Genomic DNA, 19,852 nt, shown 5'->3' on the forward strand with positions numbered 1-19,852 from the left:
GCGGATTGAAAAGTTACTTGGGTTACTGGCTGATGAAGCGCTCACGCAATCCAGGGTGAAGGATCACGCCACGCGCATTGGATGACCTCCCAATAATGAGTTCGGCATCGTCCATCATCTTGCGGATTGAAGCGCCTGATACTCCGAACATGCCGAGCATGGAAACAGGGACTTCGATACCGTCGCTATTCATCACCAGCTGATCCTTCAAGACATGGAACTGCTGATGCTGCTTAAGTGCGCTGAACCACTCGCGCAGAACTTTGTTGGCGCGTGCAAGCTTTTCCTCACCATCGTTCATCGCACCGATCGCCGATTGCGGCGAGTCGGATTGCGGCGGCGCTGCAACCGCGGCAGGAGAAGCTGCCGGGGTGGGCGATGCGGAATGGGTTGCGTCGGTGGCCGCGGGTGCTGTCGACGCGTCCTGTGTCGCGTTAGCTGGCGCTGTCGTTTGGGCTTGGCCGGCGGATGCAGGCGCCATCATCTCGAGCGGGTTGGCCAGGATCGTGGGATTGGCAGCGGCGATCATCTTGCCTGCCACCTTTTCCGCGTCAACCGGCGATACGCTCGCGACGTTGGCTTCGGGGATAAACGTGCCCGCCTGCTTGGCCCGATAGTGATCCAGGACCCCTTGTGCTGCCTGCCGAACCACTCGCGCCATGGTTGATTCGACGCCATTCATGGTCGTCTTCGGGTTGATGGCTTCGTACATCATGAGCACGGCTCGCAAGTCGAAATTCGCGAGCAGCCGCTTGGGTACGAAGTTAGCTGCAATCGCTGCGCAAGCTTGGGCACTTAACGGGGCGGCCGAGGTCCGCCAGGTGAACTTTGCTCCGGGGTGTTCCGCGAGCCAGCTGACAAAAGTTCCTTCCACGCTGAGCGGGTGGTATTCATCGTCGCCGGCGCTCAGACTGCTGGCTTCCGCGACTGTTGCTACCGCGGTCGAGAGCGTCGCGAGAAATGCCATGTAGCGGCATTGGGGTTCGAGCATTCGCCGTTCTTCCGCGCCTAGCGCGGGGTAGAAAATCACTGTGCCTGCGTAGCGATAGGCGACCATCGCCGCAGTGAGGCCAAACTCCCACGCGCCTCGCGGAGAGGCGAAAGCGGAAGACGTCAGCGGTAGCCGCTGTACATGGTCTGCGTAAGCACGCAGCACCGGCATACATAGCGCAGTGAACTGGGCGTCAGTCAGGCCAGCGGCAGTCTTGATCGCATCGACGGCGTCGTGCGAGCTGGCGATGAGCTCGGAACTTGAAATGGGGAGCAGCATGTTATCCATGCTGGAATTATCTTGGCCCGTCTCTGGCTCTCACAAACGAATGTTCACAGATTATTTCAACCAGTCGAAATTTTCGTCGGCATGGAGAGAGCGGATTGCCTGTTGCCGAGATCGAACGCTGCGCTCCCTTTTTTTGCATGGACATGATGTCCAGCAACAAAAAAGCGTAAGTAGCTGATCTGTATAGTGAAACCGAAAACGGCCTGCATTTCTCGCGCCTTGTTTTTGCTTCTCCCGTGCGCAAAAATGCTCTTTAGTCAACAAAGTTGACGTGCATACTACGGATTTCGGATCTTGCCAAGTGGGTAGCAATGTTTGGCAAAAAAAACGACGCTTTCAGACACACAATTTCTCCAAGGATACATTTTGTCGTTGACGCCACGTAGGAACACACCTACGCTTGCGGTCTAGAAAGAAACGTTTGTTCAGTTTCTTTTGGTACGGTTTCGATGGAAATGCTCCAATACAAAGAGCTGTAACTGCGCTGTTCAGCGAGTCCTACACGAAAGTCCAACCGTTTCATAAATGTTGCCTCGGGGGAATGAGGCATACTTTTTCACGCCTCTTGAACTGTTAATTGGACACGCTATGTTAATGATGACTCCCGCAGCACTACACTCGGATGTAGGCGCCTTGCGCACTGAAACGTCTGAATTGCTGAGTGGTTTGCCTGCGGAAGATAAGATGCGCCTGAGCATGGCGGTAAGCGAATTCCGCTCGGCCGGGCGTCGCCTCATTGGCGAGCTTTTCGTGATGACCCAGCAGCTTTGCTTCATGCGCGACATCCTGGGCGACCGCTTCCGCGGCTTTGTCGAAAGTGAGTTGGGCCTGTCGCCACGCACGATCTCGCGCTACATGCACATCAACAAGGTACTCACGACGCACTTCATGGTCAACGGCCAGGTCGACGTGAAAGAGGCGAATGCCTTTACCCAACAGGCGCTGGCGCTGCTCTCTCCTACCACCGACACGGACGTCGTCGAAGAATTGCGCACACTGGCGTCGCAGGGCAAGACCATCGACCACAAATTGGTTATGGAAGTCATGAATGCGGCCGAGGCTGACGCAGTCGCCCAGCTCGCAAGCGCCCAGGCCGACCTGACTGCCAAGACGCGTGAACTGTCCGACTTCCAGACGCAGCGTGAAGTCGAGCGTGCCCGCAACCAGCGCGAACTGGAAGCCCAGGCAGAACTGTTGCGTCGTGCCGAGCAGCGCCGTAAAGACCTCGAAGACGAGATCACGAAGCTGCGCTCGCAAGAAACGCAGATTCGCTTTGAAGAAAAGCAAATCGTGCCGCCGGGTTATGCGAGCGTCGAGGAAGCGATCAGTGCCAAGAACCGTGAACTCGAATCACTAACAGCGCAGCGCGATGCAGTCACCGCCGACATCGGCACCCTGACCGAACAGCAGAAGAAGCTCCAGGAGGCCGTCCAGCAAGCGAACGCCGGCGCCTCGCAGTTCCTGGCGATGAAAGAGCAGGCCGATACCCTGATCGCCCAATTCCCGATCGCGCTGCTGAAATCCCTCTCGGACAAAGACCCGAACGTGAAGGCTGCAATCGCATCCCTCGGTGAAACGTTCATGCTGTTTGGCCAGCAGCTGGCCAAAGCGGGTTCATAGGAGGAATCGTGAACGACAACATCCCAGTAGCAAAGGCCATTTTCGATACGCACAGCTTCGTGCGCAAGAAAATCGAAGCCGCCAACTTCGCCGTTGTAGAGGCACTGGTGGCCATGGTCGAGTATCAGGATCCCCTCGCGCCGGCCGTGTTCGGCGCAAGCGCAGAAACCCTCAAGAAGCTGGCCAGCATGGACAAGGCGAAGCTAAACGCGCTGCTGATGACGGGCCTGCCTGTTTTCCTGCTGCGCATCGCCAGTCCTGAGTTCAAGGCTGCGCTCGAGGGATCGGGCAGCGAGGACGCCCTGCTCCGCGCTCTGCTCGAATCCTATTCCGAACAACTTCCAATCACCTCACTGTAACCGTCGACCATGCAGAACACGACAGGCAATCTGGATCACAAAGCTAGCCTCGCCTATGCGTCGAAGGTGGCTATCGCTCAGGCAAACGCAGCGATGGGCGCAAGGGCAGTCACGCTGACCTCGGTTGCACGCACCAAGCCTGCCGATTCGCGCGCTATCTACAAGGGCGTGACCGGCAACCAGTCTCAATCGGGGCAAACGCCGACGAACCATGAGTGGTTTTTGCAGAGCCGTACCTTGCGCCTGCATTCGGCGATGCTGCTGCTGATGTACGCGGCCTATCGTGAAAAGCATGAGCCGCTGCCCGACGCACATGGCATTGCCTTCACCCTGAGCTACAGCAACTACCTCGGCGTATGCCGCGGTGAGGCGCTAATCAGTCCAGAGCGATTCGCCCTGTTGGCCGGTAACGGTTTCAGTATCGGGTGGCGTGACATTCCGCGTGGCGGCGCGTCGAAGTTCCCATACCAGAACGTGAAGGTTATGCGTTGCCGGAAGTGCAAGATTCCGCACCTAGTCGAGTCGCACTTTGTTCGCCATACGTGCTCGGAATGCCTCGCTTAAGTAAACGGCGCCATGACCGAAAAAGCCCCGCAGATTGCTCGCGGGGCTTTTTTGTATCAGGATGCCGGCTTTGCACCCCGCCAGACTACCGGCAGTGGTACCGGACTGAATTTCAGGCTGCCACGTGACGCCCGCCGTCGACCTGCAGGCATGCACCGGTCACGAACGGGGCGGACGTTAGATAGTCCACAGCGCCCACCACATCGCTCCAGTCACCGATCCTTTTAAGCGGCGTTCTCGCTACAGTGTCGGCGCGATCTTCGACACTGTAGGTCGCCTCATCGACTGGCCATTGCAGCGTTCCAGGGAGCACTGCGTTGACGCGCACAATCGGGGCCAGCTCGACTGCCAAGCTTTTCGTTATCGAGATGAGCCCTGCCTTGGCTGCTGCGTATGCCGAGAAAAACGGAACGCCAGCCGTTGCTTGTGCGTCGGCGATGTTCACGACGCATCCGGACGCCTTCTGGAGCATCGGTAGGCACTGCTGGATCAGGAAATAGGGCCCGAGAAGGTTGGATTCGAGCAGCCCGGCGAATTGGTCAGGCGTGGTGTCCTGCAGCGCAATGCGGTTGAACGTCGAGGCGTTGCACACGACCAGGTCGAGGCGATCGGTATGTCGTTCGGCCCACTGTTGGATCAACGACGCGTTGCTGCGCGACGATACCTGCGCTCGAAGACAGTGGACGTTCTCTCCCAGCGAGTCGGCCAATTCCATTCCAGCCTGGTGCGACCATTGGGAGGTGAACAGCACGCGCCACCCAGCTCCGGCGTAGTGTTCAACGAGGGCACGGCCGAGGCGTTTCGCGCCACCAGTGATGAGGACGGTTTTCATAATGGTGCTGGCTCCATGGCGTGACAAGCAATCCCGCACCGCTCGCTCGTGCGAATGAACGACTGCACCATCATTGCGATGTCGGTGACCCAGAACGACCCGTACTCGGTCATTTCAAAAATCGGTTCCGCGGAGAGCCCCGTGGTGCAGTTTGCCTTCGGTTGAACGAGCGTTCTGCTCTCATCGGTCATGCACGTCGCCCAGATCGAAACACCGTTTTCGATAGGTTCGTAATTTAGCTGCCAGCCGACCTTTGCAGCGCCACCGAAGCAGAACGCAAACGCATCCTGGGCCTTGTTCGGTTCGAGGCCGGCCACGTAGGCAATAAAGAACAGGCGCGGGCCATTGGCTCCGAACCAAAAGGAGAAGTCGCCCTGTGCGGTGCTGAGCGTGTACGTCCGGCCGGTGAGAACGTAGGAAGTCTCCTTGATCGTAACGGTCGGCATTTGGCCGTCCGAGGCGACAATGCGCTTGCAAACGGCTGTGAGGCCATCAAAGAGTGCGGCAGCTTTTCTGTTTGTGGTGGTCATGCAAATCTGTCGAATGTGGCCAGGGCCGGTCAGCGGTAGAAGCAGGTGGTGCCTGCTGCAGTGAGCGATCCTATCCCGCCGGCTGTGATGAATTCGGCCAAATGCACGGCTATTAAACTCGCCATTTGCGGATGGCCGTTCTGGCTGCAAGGCCAGCTGCGATGGGCAAATAAAATGCCCGAGCGTCCCACGCGGGATCGATCGGGCACTTCAAAGTTAGTTTAGGGCTTCGTAAACGAAAAATGCCCGACCTACCCTTGCGGGAGAGGTCGGGCATATTCGAAGTCGGCAAAGATGGCCGAGATGCTTAACGCAAGCTCAGGCTCATCTGCACAGGAACAGTTTTCACTGCACCACCCCGGCTGGGGTCGTATGGCAGGTTCGATACGAAAGTATCGCCCTGGTATTCATACGTCACGCGGTAGCTGCTGATGTGCTGCTCGGAACGCTGGACCCACCGGCAGACTTGCTGCGGCTGGGCCGAACGCTGCTGAGCGAGGCGGTCGCCGGTCATCGCACCCGTGACTGCGCCGAGCGCGGTCAGGGCGAGCTTACCGTTACCGCCGCCTGCTTGGCTGCCCAGGAGAGCGCCGGCGATGCCGCCGATCACGCTGCCCGAGTTCACCGCACCAACCTGCTGCGGCTGGTCGTTGTACACCATGTCGCAGACCTGCTGGTTTTGCACACGCTCCGCGTACACCGGAACGACGTTAGTGATGTTGGCCAGTACATCTTTCGCATGTGCACTGAACGAAGCCGCTGCAGCGACGACGAAGAGAAATGCCAGCGAGAAAACGTTTTTCATGTGATGCCTTTCTATAGAAATAGATCGGCCTACCGAGATCGATAGGCCGTTGCGGGGGATATTGCGCTTAGAAGCGGATCGACTTGGCTGGTGCCAAGTTCGGAGCGCCCTTGAAGATTTCAGGCGTCGGCAGCTGCGCGACAGGCTTGACGACTTTGGTACGGGTCAGAGCCTTGCGAAGTTGCTTCAACGCGGCCTTTGCACAAAAGCGCAAAATCGGCCAGACGATCTTCATCGAAACCCAGATCACAGCGCAGATGGGCAGCGCCAGGAGGAAGGAGACGACGGAGGTGTAACGCTGCTCGAGATTGCTTGGTTGCTTTTTCATGATTTCCCTTAAAAGGTTAGTTGTGCAAAGGTGGACATGTCGCCGAGGCGGTGTCCTTGTGGTAGTGATGCAGTTGAAGCGCGAACGAGCTGGAAGGCTCGTTCGTTCAGGTCTTGCGGGGGATTTGCGCTTCGACGATGCCCGTGACTTCCGAGCCGACCTCGAAGGTGGCGCCGGCGAACGGGGTCAGATCGATCGAATCGCAGTATTGCAGGAAGTCTTGCTCGTTGCTGAGGTCGATGCTGTTGTACATGTGAACTACTCCAAATAAATGCCGCAGAGCGACGGGATAAAAGGAGTAAGCCGTAACGGCTTTCCAGTGGGTCTGGAAAGCGGAAGGGAGTCAGGAGGATGCTGGTGCATCGGAGTGAAGCACCAGCTTGGCGATTAAGCCAGTTTCACGAAAGCTCGCACCGAAGTGTCGAACTTGAAGTTTGCATCGAGGAATTGCTTCATCGCTTTGTAGTGGCTCTCGGACTCACGGCGGCAGATGTCCATGAATAAGCCCACGCGCCCCATTTTTGCAGGCTCGAAGTCAGGATGCGAGGTAATTACCACGAACTCATCCAGATTGCCTGCCTGCAGTGCTACTTCTGCTGGAGTCATGCCATAGTCGTTCTTGGCGTTGACATCAAAGCTTGGATGCCAGCCGGTGGTTTGAAGATTACCGGCCAGTTGGTAATTGTTGTTCATGAAATGCTCCTAATAAATCCCGCGAGGCGGTGAGAAAAAGGAGTAAGCGGAAGCAGCTTGCCGATATGGATCGGTAAGCAGAAAGTTACTTTGGCAGCCCGAAGGCGCGGGGTTTGCGGTACGTGGCGCAGCTGGTGCCGCGATTTTTGAAGTGCTAACAAGAGCACTGGATGCTTGTACAAATATGCCGAAAGCCGACGATGTTGATTGTACACCGAATATTCCTCAGGGCAACAGACAGACCCTAAAAAAAGGGTCTGTCCGGTGGTTAAACTGGTTGGCTACGCATACGCCGGCGACTGCTGGCGTACGAGAGGCGCAGGTTGCATGACCGGCCGGGCTGCGGTCGGTGGGTTCGTTGCCTGCGGAGCGACCCGAGGCTCCTGGTTCTGGATCGCAAGCCAGACGTCCGCAAAATCGGTCCCCTCTTTTGGCGGGATTTTGATTTCGACGACATAGCCCAACTTCTCAAGCCGCTCCTTGAGCAGCAGCGCGAAGTGCTCGCCAGGCCGGTAGTCCTTCTTCACATCAAGATGGTCGTGATCCGCGAAAATGATGACCTTGTCGAATCGCCCTTTGGGAATGTCGGCCAGCGCCAGGTTTCCGCAGTTAAGCAGCGACCAGACGTTGATGCGGTAGCGATACCCGGTTGCGACAGCCAACCCGGTTTCGATTCCTTCCGTCAGTCCAAGCGTCCGGCTTTCCGGCACATCGACCAAGCGGATTGCAGCGCCGTCGAGCTTGCGAATCCCCTTCATCTGCTTCTTCGGGTCTTCGAGTGGCGCCTTTTCTCCTTTCGATGTCAGGTACGTGCGATGCAGCGTGATCGGATGACCAGTTGCATCGACGGCCCGAGCGACCATCGTCGGGAAAGTGCCGCGGTTGATCAAGCGGCCGCCCTCGTCTTCTTCGAAGAATTTCAGGCCAGGATGGAAGCGGATGTCCGGACTGATCTTTGTAAGGTCACAGCCTGGTACCCGCTTGCGCAGGTATAGCGAGACGGGATCGGTTCCGGTCAGCGCGAGGCAGCCAGCAGAGACCCGTACCAGGTTGCCGCGGTTCTTTTTCACCTGCTCCGGACTGAAGTCGGTGTCTTCGAACGTGAAGCGTTTGATTGGCGTATCCGAGCTGATGCCGCAAGTTCCATCGTCGAGGAACTTGAGGATCTCGACCTTGGACATGCCTGTGTACCGCTCGATCAGCGTGTAGCCGTTGCCGGCGCCGCACTGTTGGCAATACCAGGTGCCCAGGCCACCCTTGTTGTCGAAGCGGAAGCGCTTGCCCCCGCGCTTGCCGTCGTAACAGAGCGGGCATGGGCCTGCCTTGTTCAACCTCAAGCAATTTCTGTCAATTCCTGCGGCGACCAGTTTCTTTTCCCAGTCCACCTTTGCAAAGTCGATTCCCATATGCCCTCACTGCCACGTTGTGGCGAATAAAAATAGGGTCAGGCACTCTGTCGATAGAGGCTTTCGTGAGACATGGGCATCTCAAGAAAACCGGAAGGTTTTCTTGGTACCGCCCGAAGGCGGCACCAGGTACTTGCGGGTTAAAACTCGATCGTTTGCATTGCGCACGCCGATTTCGCGAAGGGGATGTCATCGTCAAAATCGTTGTGCATCGAGCCAGGACGCGGCCCGGGATTCGGAGGCGAACCACCGGCACCACCACCAGTTCCCTGCCGCGGCTGCGGTGGAGATGCTGGCGCTGGCGTTGGTGACGCTTGACGTGGCGCCGGGCGCGGAGCCGGGCGCTGCTGCTCGTAGCCGCTGTCGTGATCGCCCGCACCGTCATCACCGCCGCCGGCACGACCGCCGAGCATTTGCATGTTCTCGGCGATGATGTCGGTCGCGTAACGTTCGATACCGTCCTTGTCCGTGTACTTGCGGGTTTGCAGACGGCCCTCGACGTACACCGACGACCCCTTTTTGAGGTACTGGCCGACGATTTCAGCCAGGCGGCCGAAGAACGAGATGCGATGCCACTCGGTGAGCTCCTTCTGCTCCCCGGTGTTGCGGTCCTTCGACTTGAACGAGGTGGCCACAGCGATGTTCGCGATCGCGTCGCCGCTCGGCATATAACGGATTTCTGGATCGCGGCCGAGGTTGCCCAAGACGATTACTTTGTTGACTGATGCCATGTTGGTTTTCCTGAGTTTTTAGAGTGTTTCGATTGCGAAGTGGTTGCGGTTGCGCGGTTCCATCTTGCCGTTCACTTCGACTTCAAAGTGGTGCTTGCCGAGCAGCTGGAGCCGCACCAACTGGCCTTCACGCAGGTCCATGTCGGTGACCAGGTCAGCAAGGTGTTCACCGATGAATTGCTTCTCGTATGAACCCGTTTCCGAGCGCAAGGTCATCGCATAAGTGGTGTAGGGCTTCCGGCCTTCGCTCTTGATCTGCGTGGTTCCGAACGACACGATCTTCCCGGTGAAGGGAACGCTCTTGTTGCCCGTCGCCGGAACGATGTTGAGCGATGCGGTCGAGGCTGCCGGCGCTGCTGGCTTGGGCTTCACCTGTTCTTCTTCGACCTCCGGCGCCGGCACTTTAGCCGACGCTTTGGCTGGTCGATTTGGGGCTTTCGATGCCGCACGCTTCGCAGCGTCGGATTCCAGTCCGTTTTGCCGTACCCACTGGATTGCGCCATCGATGTCGTACACCAGCGCAGCGCCGTCGGCGATGGCGGGAGTGAAATCGATAGGCTTCAAGTGGCGCAGCTCGCGGCAGATGATGCGAATGACCTGGGCCGAGTGGTACTGGTAGAAGCTGATTTTGCGTCCTCGCACTTCTGCGCTGTGGACGCGGTCAGCGACCAGGTACTGCAGGTTCGGGGTGATATCTGGCAAACGCTCGCCGGCGGGGGGCGGTGGTGCTTTTTTCGGGTGCTGCTTTGATTTACTGGCGAAGGCGTTGGCGATGCGGCTGCCGATTGCTTCAAGGGTGTCGAATGGGAAGGTCAGCAGTGTGAATGCTAAGTCTCCCGGCTTTTTAGGGGCCTGGGGGTTGAGGCTCATGGGATTCTCCGAGAATGCCGAAATTCGGCGGTAGCAAGGAGTGAGCTTTTTGATAGCTCTCCGATACGTGCGTATCGAACAGCTGGAGTGGAGGGTACAACTATGCCGGAGGCCGACATAAATATCTTACAGGAAATCTTTGTAAAGTAGAAGTCGTCTGTCCAGGATGGGAGAAGAAACCCGGCGCTTTCGCGCCGGGGTGTTGGATTTACAGTTCGGCTACCATGATCTTGTGATCTGCCATCTCCCACAGTTCCGGCGTGTGGGTGATGAAGAACTCGCGTTCATAGCCGCCTTGCTTGAGAACGGCACGCTTCATCTGCATGAACGTGCGCTTGGCTTCCGGGTCGAGCGCACCGTCAGTTTCGTCGGTGAACAGGGTTTCGCAGCGTGTCGTACTGGACTGCGATGCATACAGCGCCACAGCGCGTGTCAGGCACTCATTGACGAGAATTTCCTCGCCGCCCGACATGTCGCCCAGACTCTTTTCAGTGCCCCGGTGTCCGTCGAATACCTTCACATCGAAGGTCTCCTTCATCATCCCGGTTTTCGTCTCGCTCTGCGTATCGAGGCGTACGATAAAACGCCCTTCAAAGCAGTCCGAAAGCAGGCTGTTGCAGATGGCGGCAATCTCCGGCCCTGAGTCGTCGATACTCAGCGCAACGCAGCCATCGTTACCCAAGCCCTTTTCAGCGAGCTTCCACTTTGCGATTTCTTCCTGCAGGCGCTCGGCTTGCTCTTTCACCTGTCCCGAGCGCGCAACCAGCGCACGCGCGGCCTCAAGCTTCCCGATCAAACTTACTTTTTGCTCGGTAAGGGAACGCGCCCTGGCCTGAACTTCGACCAGTGCGGCGCCAGTCCGCGAGACAGCACTTTGGTAAGCTTCTACCTCGGCGTCGCTTACGGGCTTCTCGAGCTTCGCAAGCCGGTCTTGCAGCACCTGTTGTTCGGCCAGCGCGTTCGTTTCTATGAGGGCCAGTGCCTGCGCCTTCTCCGATTCAATCGCAGCCAGCGCGTTCGTTGCTTGCGTCAGGCGGTCGGTGGCCGCGGCGATGACTTGCCGCTGTTCCTGGATCGACTGAGCCAGCACCGGGAGGCGCGCCTCAGCATCAGCAATGAGAGGTGCACGCGCAGCCACGCGGTTGTCGGCGTCAAGTGCAGTAGCCGCGGTCCTCCGCTTCTTCTGCGCGTCACGCACTTCCGCCTCGATCTTGTCAAAGCCGGCCACCTTGGATTGGAGGTCCTTCACCTTCAAGGCGATCTCCTGGTAGGCCGCACGCTTGGCGCTTTGTTCGGCCTGGTGGGCCGGGACATCGCGCTTCGCGTTATTTGCCTGCTCCATCAAGGGGCACGACAGTTGCATCTCCGAGCCTTTGCACGGCACCTTTTCAACCAGCGCTGCGGTTTCCGTCAGCTTCTGGATGACGATGGTCTTTGCTTGCCCCTCGCTGGAGAGCTTGGCCTGCTGTGCGATGAGCACGTTCAGCTCGGTGCGCAGCGCGGCAGCGCCAGCCAATGTGGCCTGGTCAGCATCAACCGAAGCGTCGATCTGCTCGATCAGGCACTTGTGCTCCGGCAGGCGTGCCACCGCTTGCGCGATCGCATCCTTGTCGGCCAGCACGGCGTTGAGCCTGCGCACTTCGGTTTCGCTTGACTGCACGCTGTTCTGCGCAGTTGCGATCGCAGCCCTGGCGCTGGTAGCCTCGGCTTGATGGCGGTCTTGATCCCGTGCGAACTGGGTGCTGACACTTGCCTTGCTGCTGGCAGCCTTCGTCACGACCGAGCCGATCTGCTCGTTCAGGAAACGAACTTCCTCGGCGGTGTTTGCCTGTGCATCACGCTTGGCCAGAAGCCCAGCCAATGCCTCACGCGCACCGTTGACGTTCGCATGTGCCGCGACTTCATCGGCTTCAACGGCGCGCATGCGGCCGTCGACCTCAATGACCTCGCGCTCAAGCACAGCGGCAGTGTTGTCGTGGTCCCGGGCTTCAGCCAGTTCGCTGTTGAGTCCATCGAGCTGCTGGCGCAGATACTTGCCAACCTGCCCTGCTTTCGCAGCCAGTTCCCGGTAGCCCTGCAGGTTCAGCACCGAAGCCAGAATCGACTTGATGTCTCCAGCCCCATAAGATGCAATGGTCTTGCGTCCCTGCGCGCTGAAATGCGCCGTGAAGAACTTCTCAGGCGGCCCCAGGATCGCGTCCACCAGGTGATCGTAGGTGGACGACTTCCCATCGGACAGCGTGCCATCAGCGAGCTGTACCGGTGTCCAGTCGCCCTTCCCCGCATCCCACTGGTACAGGTAGCAGTCGGACTTCTGGGTCTTGCCGGTGGTCTTGAACGACAAGAGCGTCCGATAGCGGATGCCATCGTTTTCCCAAAGCAGTTCCTTCATCGCTGTGGCGCCGTGAATCTGCGTCCAGTACGAGAAACCGCCCGGGCCCAACGTGCTCGAGCGCGAAGGCATGACGCGGTATGGGTGGAGCGAGTCGAGGATCGTGCTTTTGCCGGCGCCGTTGGGGCCGACCAGGGCGACGAGTGCTGCGTCTTGAGGGATTGTTTGAAGATCGAGTACCAAGCTGTCACGGCCAAAGGCAGCGAAGATGCCGGTAAAGCCTTGCAGTGATAGTTTCAGTGGTTTCAATTGAGCTCCATCCCGCATTGCGGTGTTAGTAATGGAGTCAGCTGGCGAACAGCTTGCCGATGGATGCATCGGGAAGCAGAGAGTGGAAGGTACAACAATGCCGCAGGGCGACAGCGCCATGATAGCAGCTTATTGCATCAAATCAAGGGAAGACCGCTGCACCCGCCGACATGGCGTCGGCGGGTGGGCGGCTTATTGCAGTTTCGGGAAGCGAGTAATGCGATGCTGGTCGAGCACGTAGTTCCGTACAGGCCACCCGTATCCGGCACTCACTTCAGCGCCGTACTGGACGGCATCGTCGTACTTGCCGAAGTCGCCGACGCAGTCCAGGCCGCCCTCTTTCAGGTGGACATAGACCGAGAACGACGTCGGTGTGATGTTGTCGATTTCGTAGCAGGTTCCGTTGTCGGTACCGGATGCGAAATTGCGCACGCCATGAACTTCCACGGCATCGTATTGGTGCGCGTAGCAGCCGATGATCGAGTCCGCATAACGGTCGAAGATCTCGACCGGCGGCTCAACGGCAGGTGCTGCGGTTTGCAGGGTTGCGCCGGCGGGCGCTGCGAGTTGAAGGGCGTTGTTCATCTTGTTGTTTCCGTGAGTACGGTGAATGAAATCGGCCCGCGCGAGGCGGGCCGTTGCAGGGTCAATCTGTTGCAGGACTATCAGGCCTTACGCATTGCGGCGAGGCGGTCAGCGAGCGTTTTCGTGACGCCGTTCTCGACGGTGACCAAGGCCACGTCGAACCAACGCGGCACGCGGTCCACCAGGTAGGCGATCGCATGCAGCACGGCGCGCAAGACCAACTTCGTCAGCACGATGACGCGTGCGCTGATCGTCGTCGACAGTGCGCGGCCACCACGGTTCGAGCGAACCCGCCCCGGAGTGAAGCGGCCGCTCCAGGCCAGGCCCGACGCGTTCACTTCCTTGCGGATGCGGAGCTTGAAACTGGCACGGTTGAGCTCTTTGTGTTTCTCGCAATGCGCCTGCTCAACGGCGAGCAGATAGGCGATGTCCGCATGAGCGATGTCCAGTTGTTCTTGCAGCCGCTTGCGACCCATGATTGCGTGGCCAGCGAGCGCGGTGAAGATCGTAGTGAGCATGCCAATAACAGCAGCGATGAGGTCGATGTCGTTTTTGTCGAACATGAGTTGCTCCAAGTTTCTGCCGTAGAACGGCGAGTTGCAGGATGGGAAACGCGCGAGGCGTGGGATGGATGCCGAGAGCCGGCGGGGAAAAAGCTTGAGCTGTGCTCATCGATGCGCGGCATCGAAAAGCAAGTAACTTTGAAGACGACGCCCGAGCACCAATCCCATGAGGGAGAGGTGTCGGGTGGCGTGTTTTAGGCGGCGAGCGCCAGCGTGATCGGTTCCAGCCATTCAACCCGGCTGTATGCGAAGAGCGAGCCAGCTTTCTTGGTCACCGCTTGCTGCCCCCATTCCTGCAGGGCTTCGCGATCGATCTTGCTGATGCCAGCCATCGGCGTGAGCGCGATTTTGTAGATCGGCTTTTCAAACGTTCCCTCGCGGGTGATGACACAGGTGCCGACGCGCGACTCGTTTCGGTACAGCCAGAACGAATCAATCGGTCCGACCATCCGGTAAGGAATCGGCGTATTGACCAACGCTGCGAACGCTACGCGATCCACTTCTTTCAGGGTGAACTGCTCCGGGCCGTTACCGACCGACAGCAGGTAGAAGCGGTCGTTGTTGGCGAGCCGCGTCACGTAGGTCGGAAGCTCGTTGAGCGTCTGATGGATGCCGAGTGGCGCCGCGTGGGTGTGGCTATCGCCGACCATCCAGGCATATTTCAGTCCCGGCGTGGCGAAGCGTTCCAGCATCGCCATGTCGATTTCCAGATCCTTCGGGTGGCGCTGCAGCAACTCCAGGTTGTACTTGGCGATCTCGCGCTTGAATGCTTCGATAATTGCTTGGATCATGATTTCCTCGTAGATGCCGCAGTGCGGCTTTTAGTGTTGTGCGTTTTGTGCGTAGGCGGCCAGCGCGAGATGCGTGGACGGATGCGTGTCGTTCGACGCGAACAGGCGGTTGACCGTGATGACCGCGAACGGCTCACTTTCAGTTCCGTCCGCGTCGACCATCACGTAGTAGGCTTCGGGGCCAAAACCCCGCAGACGCAACCACTTACCGTCGATCTGCTCGAGATCGGATCTGCTGTCGATGCTGTCGTGTTCGCAGAACTCGGCCATGATGGGCGAGGTCATCACACCGGTCGGGCCCTCTCGGCGCATGACCACAGGGCCGATGCGCTTGCGGTCGTCGCGGATGACGCTTTCGTTGCCCTCTTCGGTTTCGACTGCAACCTTGCCGCCCGCGACATCGACTATCACCGTTGGCGCCAGCTTGCCGCTTCGCAGAAGGCTGGCCAGCTTGAGAGCCGCATCTTCCGGGCTATCGGCGTCGATTTCGTGTTCAAACGTAAGTCGGTGCGTTACCATAATTTTTCTCCTGATGAACGAACGGCCGCTCGAGGCGGCCGCGTCATAAATTGCATTGGGGTGAGGTTCTAGAACCCGATATCTTCGAGTTCCGGTTCCGGCTGGATTGCTGGGGCTGGCTGGCCTGATGGTTCAGGTGCCGGGAGCCCGGGGCGTTTGTTTGTGAGGGCGAAGGCGCTTGCGATATCTTCCGGCGCCATCGTCTGTAGCATGGAGAGCCGTTCGGCCAATCCATCTTTTGGCGTGCTCGTGAAATCGCACCATTTCATGAAGCGTTCCTCGACCGAGGTTAGCGTCGAGATGCCGGCGCAGCGCTGGCGCTGGATCGTGAGCACTTCGCCCTCGATCTTGACTTCGGCGGCCGTGCCCAGGATCTGCTTGATGGCTTGCCGATCGACGGTCTTCACGAACTCTTCATCGACCGAGTACTTGACCCGAACAAAGGCACCGCGGCACTGCTCCGCGACGGTGGCCAGCTGCTCCAGGTTCGGCACCCCTTCGAAGGCGATCTCGATCATGCGTTTCGACGGCGTTTGCACCGGGGTGAAGTCGGCCGTGTCGGCTGAGACTTCCCAGATGAGGCAGTATTTCTCCCCCAGCTCCCCATAGTGATAGCGCCCGATCGAGCCCGGATACGCGATGCGCTGCGTGCGACCATCATGTTCACGCGTCCATTGCTGGTGCATGTGAATGTGGCCGAGCATCGTCGCGCAGGTGTTGGCCGAGAACAGCGCACCAATCGAGAACTCGTGGTCGAGGCCTGCCATCGGCACGCCGTTTTCGTTGAGCGAACCGTCGACGGTGCCGTGACTTGCAAGTACCGTGGGAATACCTCGGCGGCGCAGCGCAGCATTAGCTGGTCCGAACAGCCCGAGAAGCGCCGCGATGTGATTCCCCATTTCGACACTTGCGTTGTCGGCGCCGACGACCAAGGCCAGTTCAGCCTTGTTCACGGTCGGCACGCTGGTAATAACCAGGTCGTATTTCACGTCGGTGTAGGTCGGGTCGTATTCAAGCCACTTCCCTTCCGACAGACCGATCATGCCGATCTTGTCCGAAACGATAATCGGATGACGCGCACCGATCATCTCCAGCATCTTGAGCAGGCCAACCGGCTCGTGCGAGAAGGTCCCCTGCAGCAGGAACACCGGGCAGTGATCCGCCAGCTGCTTGATGCGTTTTGCCAGCGCCAGCAATGCCGGCGAGTGGCCGTCCAGCGCGTGGTCTGTAGAGTCGCCCGTGATCATCGCAACAGCGACGTTCTGGGCGATTGCCTGTTCAACTGCATGGCCGAAGCATCGATCCGCTTCAACCAGATTGCCTGGGGAGTAGTGCAGGTCCGAGGCGTGCAGGATTTTCAACATAGATTCTCCCAAATATGCCGAAGCTCGGCGTGTAAATGGGGAGAGCGCGAAGGCTCATCGATGCAGGTGGCACGGATGAACGTTGGGTGCTGCCGCCGCCCCGGTTGGGGGCGGCCGTGAATTCGAAAGTCAGCGGATCAGTGGAAGATCGCCGTTTTGATGTCGCTGCGCGCGGCCTGGCGGGCAGCTTTGCGACGTGCGCTGTCGCAGCCTTTCGGGGCTTGCTTGCGCGGCTCGGGCTGGCCAGCGTGGATTGCGTCGGCTTCGATGCGGTAGCTGCGTTTGTGTCCGTATGCTTGCATGGTATGAACTCGCTTAAAAGGTGGTTGGCCACACGTCGGTTGGCGTTGGCAGAGGCGCTGGGATCGGAGGCGCCGAGGGCGCAGCTGGCGCTGCTTTGAAGATGTCGTTGAACGAGTCGGCCAGGCCGGGAGCTTGGGCGAACAACGCCGAGAGGATCGTGGTCATGGGTAGCTTTCAGGGGGATGGGGTGGGTAGGTCCGGGTTTGGGGCAGGACGCCTGTTTCAGTTAAAGCTCCAGTTGGAGATGTCGAGGTAGTCGGAGATCTTGTCTTCGCATACCTGCGCATGCTGGGCGCCGACGATCGTGGATAGAAGGTGCACCAGGCGCTTGAGCTCCTTGCGAAGGCTGCGCCCCACGATGCGGCGCACGCGGTGCGGGTCGAACCCGAGCACATCGCACACCCACTCGATGGTTACGAGGCCTCCGTCTGGATTGAGGCTGTAGAGCCAGATCAGCGCGTCAAGCCTGTTCAGGTCCGACTGGCTGGTCTTGTCGCTGGCGATGGAAGTTTGCCCGAACAGGTCAGGCTCGACGTCTTCGGACTTGCCCTCGATGTCCCACATCATTCGCAGGAACATGCGCTTTGCCAGGATGGTTTCCGGCGTGTCGCTCGCCTCGATTGCTTCCAGATCCACTGAGATAGGCTCGTCGGGATCGACAAGCAGCTCGTCGGCGGCCGGCAGCGCTTGCGCGGAAGCCGAGAGGGTTGGCTTGGGCTGGTTGACCAGTCCAGGTTTGACAGGCTTGACAGCTTTTGCTGGCGACGCAGGAGCGTCGTGCAGCGGTGCCGGGCCAGGTGGCGTTGCCTTGCTGGCTTTCGGTGGGTTGATAGGAATTTCATCGACACCGCCGAAGATGTTTGCCTGCAGGACCACAGCCAGCCCTTTAGAGGCGACTGGGTTTGTTGGGTACATAGAACCTCCAGTAAATGCCGCAGGGCGGCAATAGAAAGAGGTGTCCTGAGAAGGATCTGCGCTTGCGCAGGGCAGATACGTGAGATGCGAGAAGGAGACTTGCGCGGCGCTGACGGGCGCCTACAATGGGGACATTATTACTTGAGGGAACTATATGGCAGCAGATTTGAACGCGATGGGCGACGAGGCTTACGCGCGGTGGGCGGAGCAGATGGGAATCGATCTCGACACGACCACGCCGAACGAGGAAAACATCGTAAGGCTGTTCAGCGAGACGATGCGGGAGACAGACCCTCTGGCGAAGGCCAAGGGCTTTGTGGACGTGGCCAACATGGCGTTGGCAATGGCCGACAAGACCCTGGGTTCCCAGGTTCCTGTCGCCAAATGCTTAGTGCTTGACCTGCACTGATCAGTTCAGCAAAGCGAGCTTTGCCATCTTCCGTGCTTGCTGCACGTTGCGGAAGACGCGATCATTCTCGATGCAAGGTTCATTTTCGATCTCGCCAATTTCGTCCAGCACTTGCTGGGCGGTGGCGGGGTTTTTTGCGAAGGCGAACAGGCGCTGCCAAAACTCGAGCTCATGGACCGGGTAGAGGGAGTAGCGCTGACCGTCTTGTGGTTGATCCAGGATGGCCTGGTGAGCTGCGATTGCCGATTGGTTCAAGATGGTTTTCATACACTACTCCTAATAAATTCCGCATGGCGGGTTAAAAAAGGAGTAAGTGACAGCGTCACTTGTCAATGCAGGGCATAGACAAAGGAGCTTTTCTGCAGGGGTACAAATATGCCGGAGGCCGACAGCGTTAATTTACAGCAACTTATCTTTGGTGTCTAGCATTAACTGCGTTGAGTTGCGCGCCTCGCGAACGGCAAAAACAGGGTTTCGTTTTTGCAGGCCGGATCTCAAAATCTCCTAGAAATCAACGGCCTATTGTTCTTGGCCGATGGACGCCGTGTCCATCGTTGGCCGTTCTTCCCTGCCCTTCGGCGCGATCGATAGGATCAAGAAGCCGAACGAGAAGCGCTCGATCCCGACGCCGAGCTGCTGGCCAGCGCGCACGACCGGGGCGGATTCAGGTTATCGAGGCAGGTTTCCTTCTCAACTGACTCTAATTCCAACACTGCTGGCTGATTGCAGCCTTTACGCTCAACCGCAGGCTCGACCTCGAGCGCCACTGCCCCTACCCTCTCGGCGTCGCCACCGGCCCATGCCGCCACCGCAAAAAGCCAGCCGAGCGGGGCAGCAACAAGCGCCGCGACGATCGCGACTGCCGACAGCGGCATGGCTACCCAGCGGCGGAGCCAAGACGTCGGGTAGCGCCGGCCGAACTCAGCCGCGAACACCTGCGACCGCTTCATGCGCAGCAAGACGTAGGGCGAGCAGACCAGCACCAGGCAGCTTCCGGCGCCCTGATAGGCAGCAGCATGATCGAAAACGAACCGCGCACCGTAATGGTTGAGCAGCAGCAGGCCGGCCAGGACGGCGAAGATGGCGCCGGTCAGCAGGACCGGCCTACGCATGTAGTGCCTTCGGTGTGAGAGCGTGGCCATCAGCACCCCAGCTTCGCCAGTTCAGCTGCGATGAGCTTCATAGCCCGGCGCAGATATACGACGCAGAAAAGCAGAGTCGCTGTGCAGGTAGCCAAGGTAATGGCGGCCAGGGCGAGCGTGCTCGCGAAGTCCATAGGGGTGAGCAGGCATACAGCCGCCACCGAGATTAGCGCGGCAACAAGAAGTTGATTGTAGGCGTGCGTGCCGCGGAGGTTGGCCAGCGCCTGGCTGTAAATTTCCCCGTGCATGTCCGGCGAAAGCGATCGAATCTCATCGCACTGATAGTAGATGCTGAGCCGCCGGTGGCGACCAGCTGCGGAAGGACTCAACCGGTGCAGCCGAATCGCTGCGGCAATCTCGGCAGCGATGTCCGCTGCCTGTCTTCGTTTCAACATAGGCGCTCCAGGTCGACGTCGCACGACGCCGTAGAAACCAAAGCCGAGAGTATGGAAGCGCCCCCTGCCAGCGGCCTAACGAATCGTGCCGCATTTCCCTCCCCATTCATCCCACTGACCAAGACCGACCCGGGCAATATTCGCTCGCCCTCCATATAGAGCAGGGCAGCACGCTGCAATATGGGTAACTAATCCACCGTTAGACGAC

The 19,852-nt window shown here is 58.9% G+C and carries 25 protein-coding genes; 4 read left to right on the plus strand and 21 right to left on the minus strand.

Annotation, left to right across the window (positions count from 1 at the left end; genetic code table 11):
- Nucleotides 1-22: 22 nt before the first annotated feature.
- Nucleotides 23-1,279: a TraI domain-containing protein gene (locus tag J3U95_RS25095; protein WP_081925883.1), complete on the minus strand. Its 1,257-nt coding sequence runs from the start codon at nt 1,277-1,279 to the stop codon at nt 23-25.
- A 684-nt stretch (nt 1,280-1,963) separates the two neighbouring features.
- On the opposite strand from J3U95_RS25095, the gene J3U95_RS25100 reads away from it, so the two are divergent.
- From J3U95_RS25100 to J3U95_RS25110, 3 genes are read left to right on the plus strand one after another with little or no spacing between them, the layout of a single operon-like run.
- Entirely contained in the window at nt 1,964-2,899 is a 936-nt protein-coding gene (locus J3U95_RS25100) for a hypothetical protein (protein WP_036209996.1), read from the plus strand.
- A gap of 8 nt (nt 2,900-2,907) precedes the next feature.
- Nucleotides 2,908-3,258 (plus strand): hypothetical protein, encoded by a 351-nt coding sequence (locus tag J3U95_RS25105; RefSeq protein ID WP_208281340.1) that lies wholly within the window; start codon nt 2,908-2,910, stop codon nt 3,256-3,258.
- Nucleotides 3,259-3,267: 9 nt separating this feature from the next.
- Complete coding sequence (locus J3U95_RS25110; protein ID WP_208281341.1) at nt 3,268-3,822, plus strand: FlhC family transcriptional regulator; 555 nt, start codon at nt 3,268-3,270, stop codon at nt 3,820-3,822.
- Between the two features lie 112 nt (nt 3,823-3,934).
- Here the strand turns inward: J3U95_RS25110 and J3U95_RS25115 are convergent, their stop codons facing one another.
- From J3U95_RS25115 to J3U95_RS25195, 17 genes are all read right to left on the minus strand, one after another.
- Nucleotides 3,935-4,654, minus strand: a complete 720-nt coding sequence (locus tag J3U95_RS25115) for an SDR family oxidoreductase (protein WP_036209989.1) — start codon at nt 4,652-4,654, stop codon at nt 3,935-3,937.
- On the minus strand, nt 4,651-5,184 hold the full coding sequence (locus J3U95_RS25120) for a hypothetical protein (protein ID WP_152570914.1): 534 nt from the start codon (nt 5,182-5,184) through the stop codon (nt 4,651-4,653). The genes J3U95_RS25115 and J3U95_RS25120 overlap by 4 nt, the downstream gene beginning before the upstream one ends.
- Nucleotides 5,185-5,491: 307 nt before the next feature.
- Nucleotides 5,492-5,989 carry a glycine zipper 2TM domain-containing protein gene (locus tag J3U95_RS25125; protein WP_051996361.1) on the minus strand — a complete coding sequence of 166 codons (498 nt, stop codon included), beginning with the start codon at nt 5,987-5,989 and terminating at the stop codon, nt 5,492-5,494.
- 67 nt (nt 5,990-6,056) lie between these two features.
- Nucleotides 6,057-6,317 (minus strand): hypothetical protein, encoded by a 261-nt coding sequence (locus J3U95_RS25130; protein WP_036209984.1) that lies wholly within the window; start codon nt 6,315-6,317, stop codon nt 6,057-6,059.
- Nucleotides 6,318-6,423: 106 nt separating this feature from the next.
- A complete protein-coding gene (locus tag J3U95_RS25135) occupies nt 6,424-6,570 on the minus strand; it encodes a hypothetical protein (protein WP_161783957.1) in 147 nt (48 codons plus the stop codon).
- 134 nt (nt 6,571-6,704) lie between these two features.
- A complete protein-coding gene (locus tag J3U95_RS25140) occupies nt 6,705-7,010 on the minus strand; it encodes a hypothetical protein (protein WP_036209981.1) in 306 nt (101 codons plus the stop codon).
- 281 nt (nt 7,011-7,291) lie between these two features.
- Nucleotides 7,292-8,416 carry a DUF7146 domain-containing protein gene (locus J3U95_RS25145; protein WP_051996360.1) on the minus strand — a complete coding sequence of 375 codons (1,125 nt, stop codon included), beginning with the start codon at nt 8,414-8,416 and terminating at the stop codon, nt 7,292-7,294.
- Nucleotides 8,417-8,556: 140 nt separating this feature from the next.
- Entirely contained in the window at nt 8,557-9,147 is a 591-nt protein-coding gene (gene ssb, locus J3U95_RS25150) for a single-stranded DNA-binding protein (protein ID WP_051996359.1), read from the minus strand.
- An 18-nt stretch (nt 9,148-9,165) separates the two neighbouring features.
- The gene (locus J3U95_RS25155; protein WP_152570913.1) at nt 9,166-10,017 is read right to left on the minus strand and encodes a hypothetical protein; all 852 of its coding nucleotides are present in this window, start codon (nt 10,015-10,017) and stop codon (nt 9,166-9,168) included.
- A 208-nt stretch (nt 10,018-10,225) separates the two neighbouring features.
- Complete coding sequence (locus tag J3U95_RS25160) at nt 10,226-12,658, minus strand: AAA family ATPase (RefSeq protein WP_036209976.1); 2,433 nt, start codon at nt 12,656-12,658, stop codon at nt 10,226-10,228.
- A gap of 192 nt (nt 12,659-12,850) precedes the next feature.
- Nucleotides 12,851-13,243: a hypothetical protein gene (locus J3U95_RS25165; protein WP_051996358.1), complete on the minus strand. Its 393-nt coding sequence runs from the start codon at nt 13,241-13,243 to the stop codon at nt 12,851-12,853.
- Nucleotides 13,244-13,323: 80 nt separating this feature from the next.
- Complete coding sequence (locus tag J3U95_RS25170) at nt 13,324-13,806, minus strand: hypothetical protein (RefSeq protein WP_200879962.1); 483 nt, start codon at nt 13,804-13,806, stop codon at nt 13,324-13,326.
- Nucleotides 13,807-14,000: 194 nt separating this feature from the next.
- A complete protein-coding gene (locus J3U95_RS25175; protein ID WP_036209973.1) occupies nt 14,001-14,597 on the minus strand; it encodes a hypothetical protein in 597 nt (198 codons plus the stop codon).
- A gap of 30 nt (nt 14,598-14,627) precedes the next feature.
- On the minus strand, nt 14,628-15,116 hold the full coding sequence (locus J3U95_RS25180) for a hypothetical protein (RefSeq protein WP_036209970.1): 489 nt from the start codon (nt 15,114-15,116) through the stop codon (nt 14,628-14,630).
- A 68-nt stretch (nt 15,117-15,184) separates the two neighbouring features.
- Nucleotides 15,185-16,480 (minus strand): metallophosphoesterase family protein, encoded by a 1,296-nt coding sequence (locus tag J3U95_RS25185; protein ID WP_152570912.1) that lies wholly within the window; start codon nt 16,478-16,480, stop codon nt 15,185-15,187.
- Nucleotides 16,481-16,617: 137 nt separating this feature from the next.
- Complete coding sequence (locus tag J3U95_RS25190) at nt 16,618-16,782, minus strand: hypothetical protein (protein WP_161783956.1); 165 nt, start codon at nt 16,780-16,782, stop codon at nt 16,618-16,620.
- 223 nt (nt 16,783-17,005) lie between these two features.
- Nucleotides 17,006-17,698: a hypothetical protein gene (locus J3U95_RS25195; protein ID WP_152570911.1), complete on the minus strand. Its 693-nt coding sequence runs from the start codon at nt 17,696-17,698 to the stop codon at nt 17,006-17,008.
- Nucleotides 17,699-17,852: 154 nt separating this feature from the next.
- Between J3U95_RS25195 and J3U95_RS25200 the strand changes: the two genes are divergently transcribed.
- Complete coding sequence (locus J3U95_RS25200) at nt 17,853-18,107, plus strand: hypothetical protein (RefSeq protein ID WP_036209964.1); 255 nt, start codon at nt 17,853-17,855, stop codon at nt 18,105-18,107.
- On the opposite strand, the gene J3U95_RS25205 is transcribed toward J3U95_RS25200, so the two are convergent.
- The 3 genes from J3U95_RS25205 to J3U95_RS25215 form a co-directional block, all read right to left on the minus strand.
- The gene (locus J3U95_RS25205) at nt 18,108-18,374 is read right to left on the minus strand and encodes a hypothetical protein (RefSeq protein ID WP_036209961.1); all 267 of its coding nucleotides are present in this window, start codon (nt 18,372-18,374) and stop codon (nt 18,108-18,110) included.
- Nucleotides 18,375-18,700: 326 nt separating this feature from the next.
- Nucleotides 18,701-19,219 carry a hypothetical protein gene (locus J3U95_RS25210; protein ID WP_152570910.1) on the minus strand — a complete coding sequence of 173 codons (519 nt, stop codon included), beginning with the start codon at nt 19,217-19,219 and terminating at the stop codon, nt 18,701-18,703.
- Between the two features lie 29 nt (nt 19,220-19,248).
- Nucleotides 19,249-19,644, minus strand: coding sequence for a hypothetical protein (locus J3U95_RS25215; protein WP_036209955.1), 396 nt, complete (start codon nt 19,642-19,644; stop codon nt 19,249-19,251).
- Between the last annotated feature and the right edge of the window lie 208 nt (nt 19,645-19,852).

It is taken from the genome of Massilia oculi (assembly GCF_017582745.1).
In the GTDB taxonomy this organism is placed as follows: Bacteria; Pseudomonadota; Gammaproteobacteria; order Burkholderiales; family Burkholderiaceae_D; genus Telluria; species Telluria oculi_A.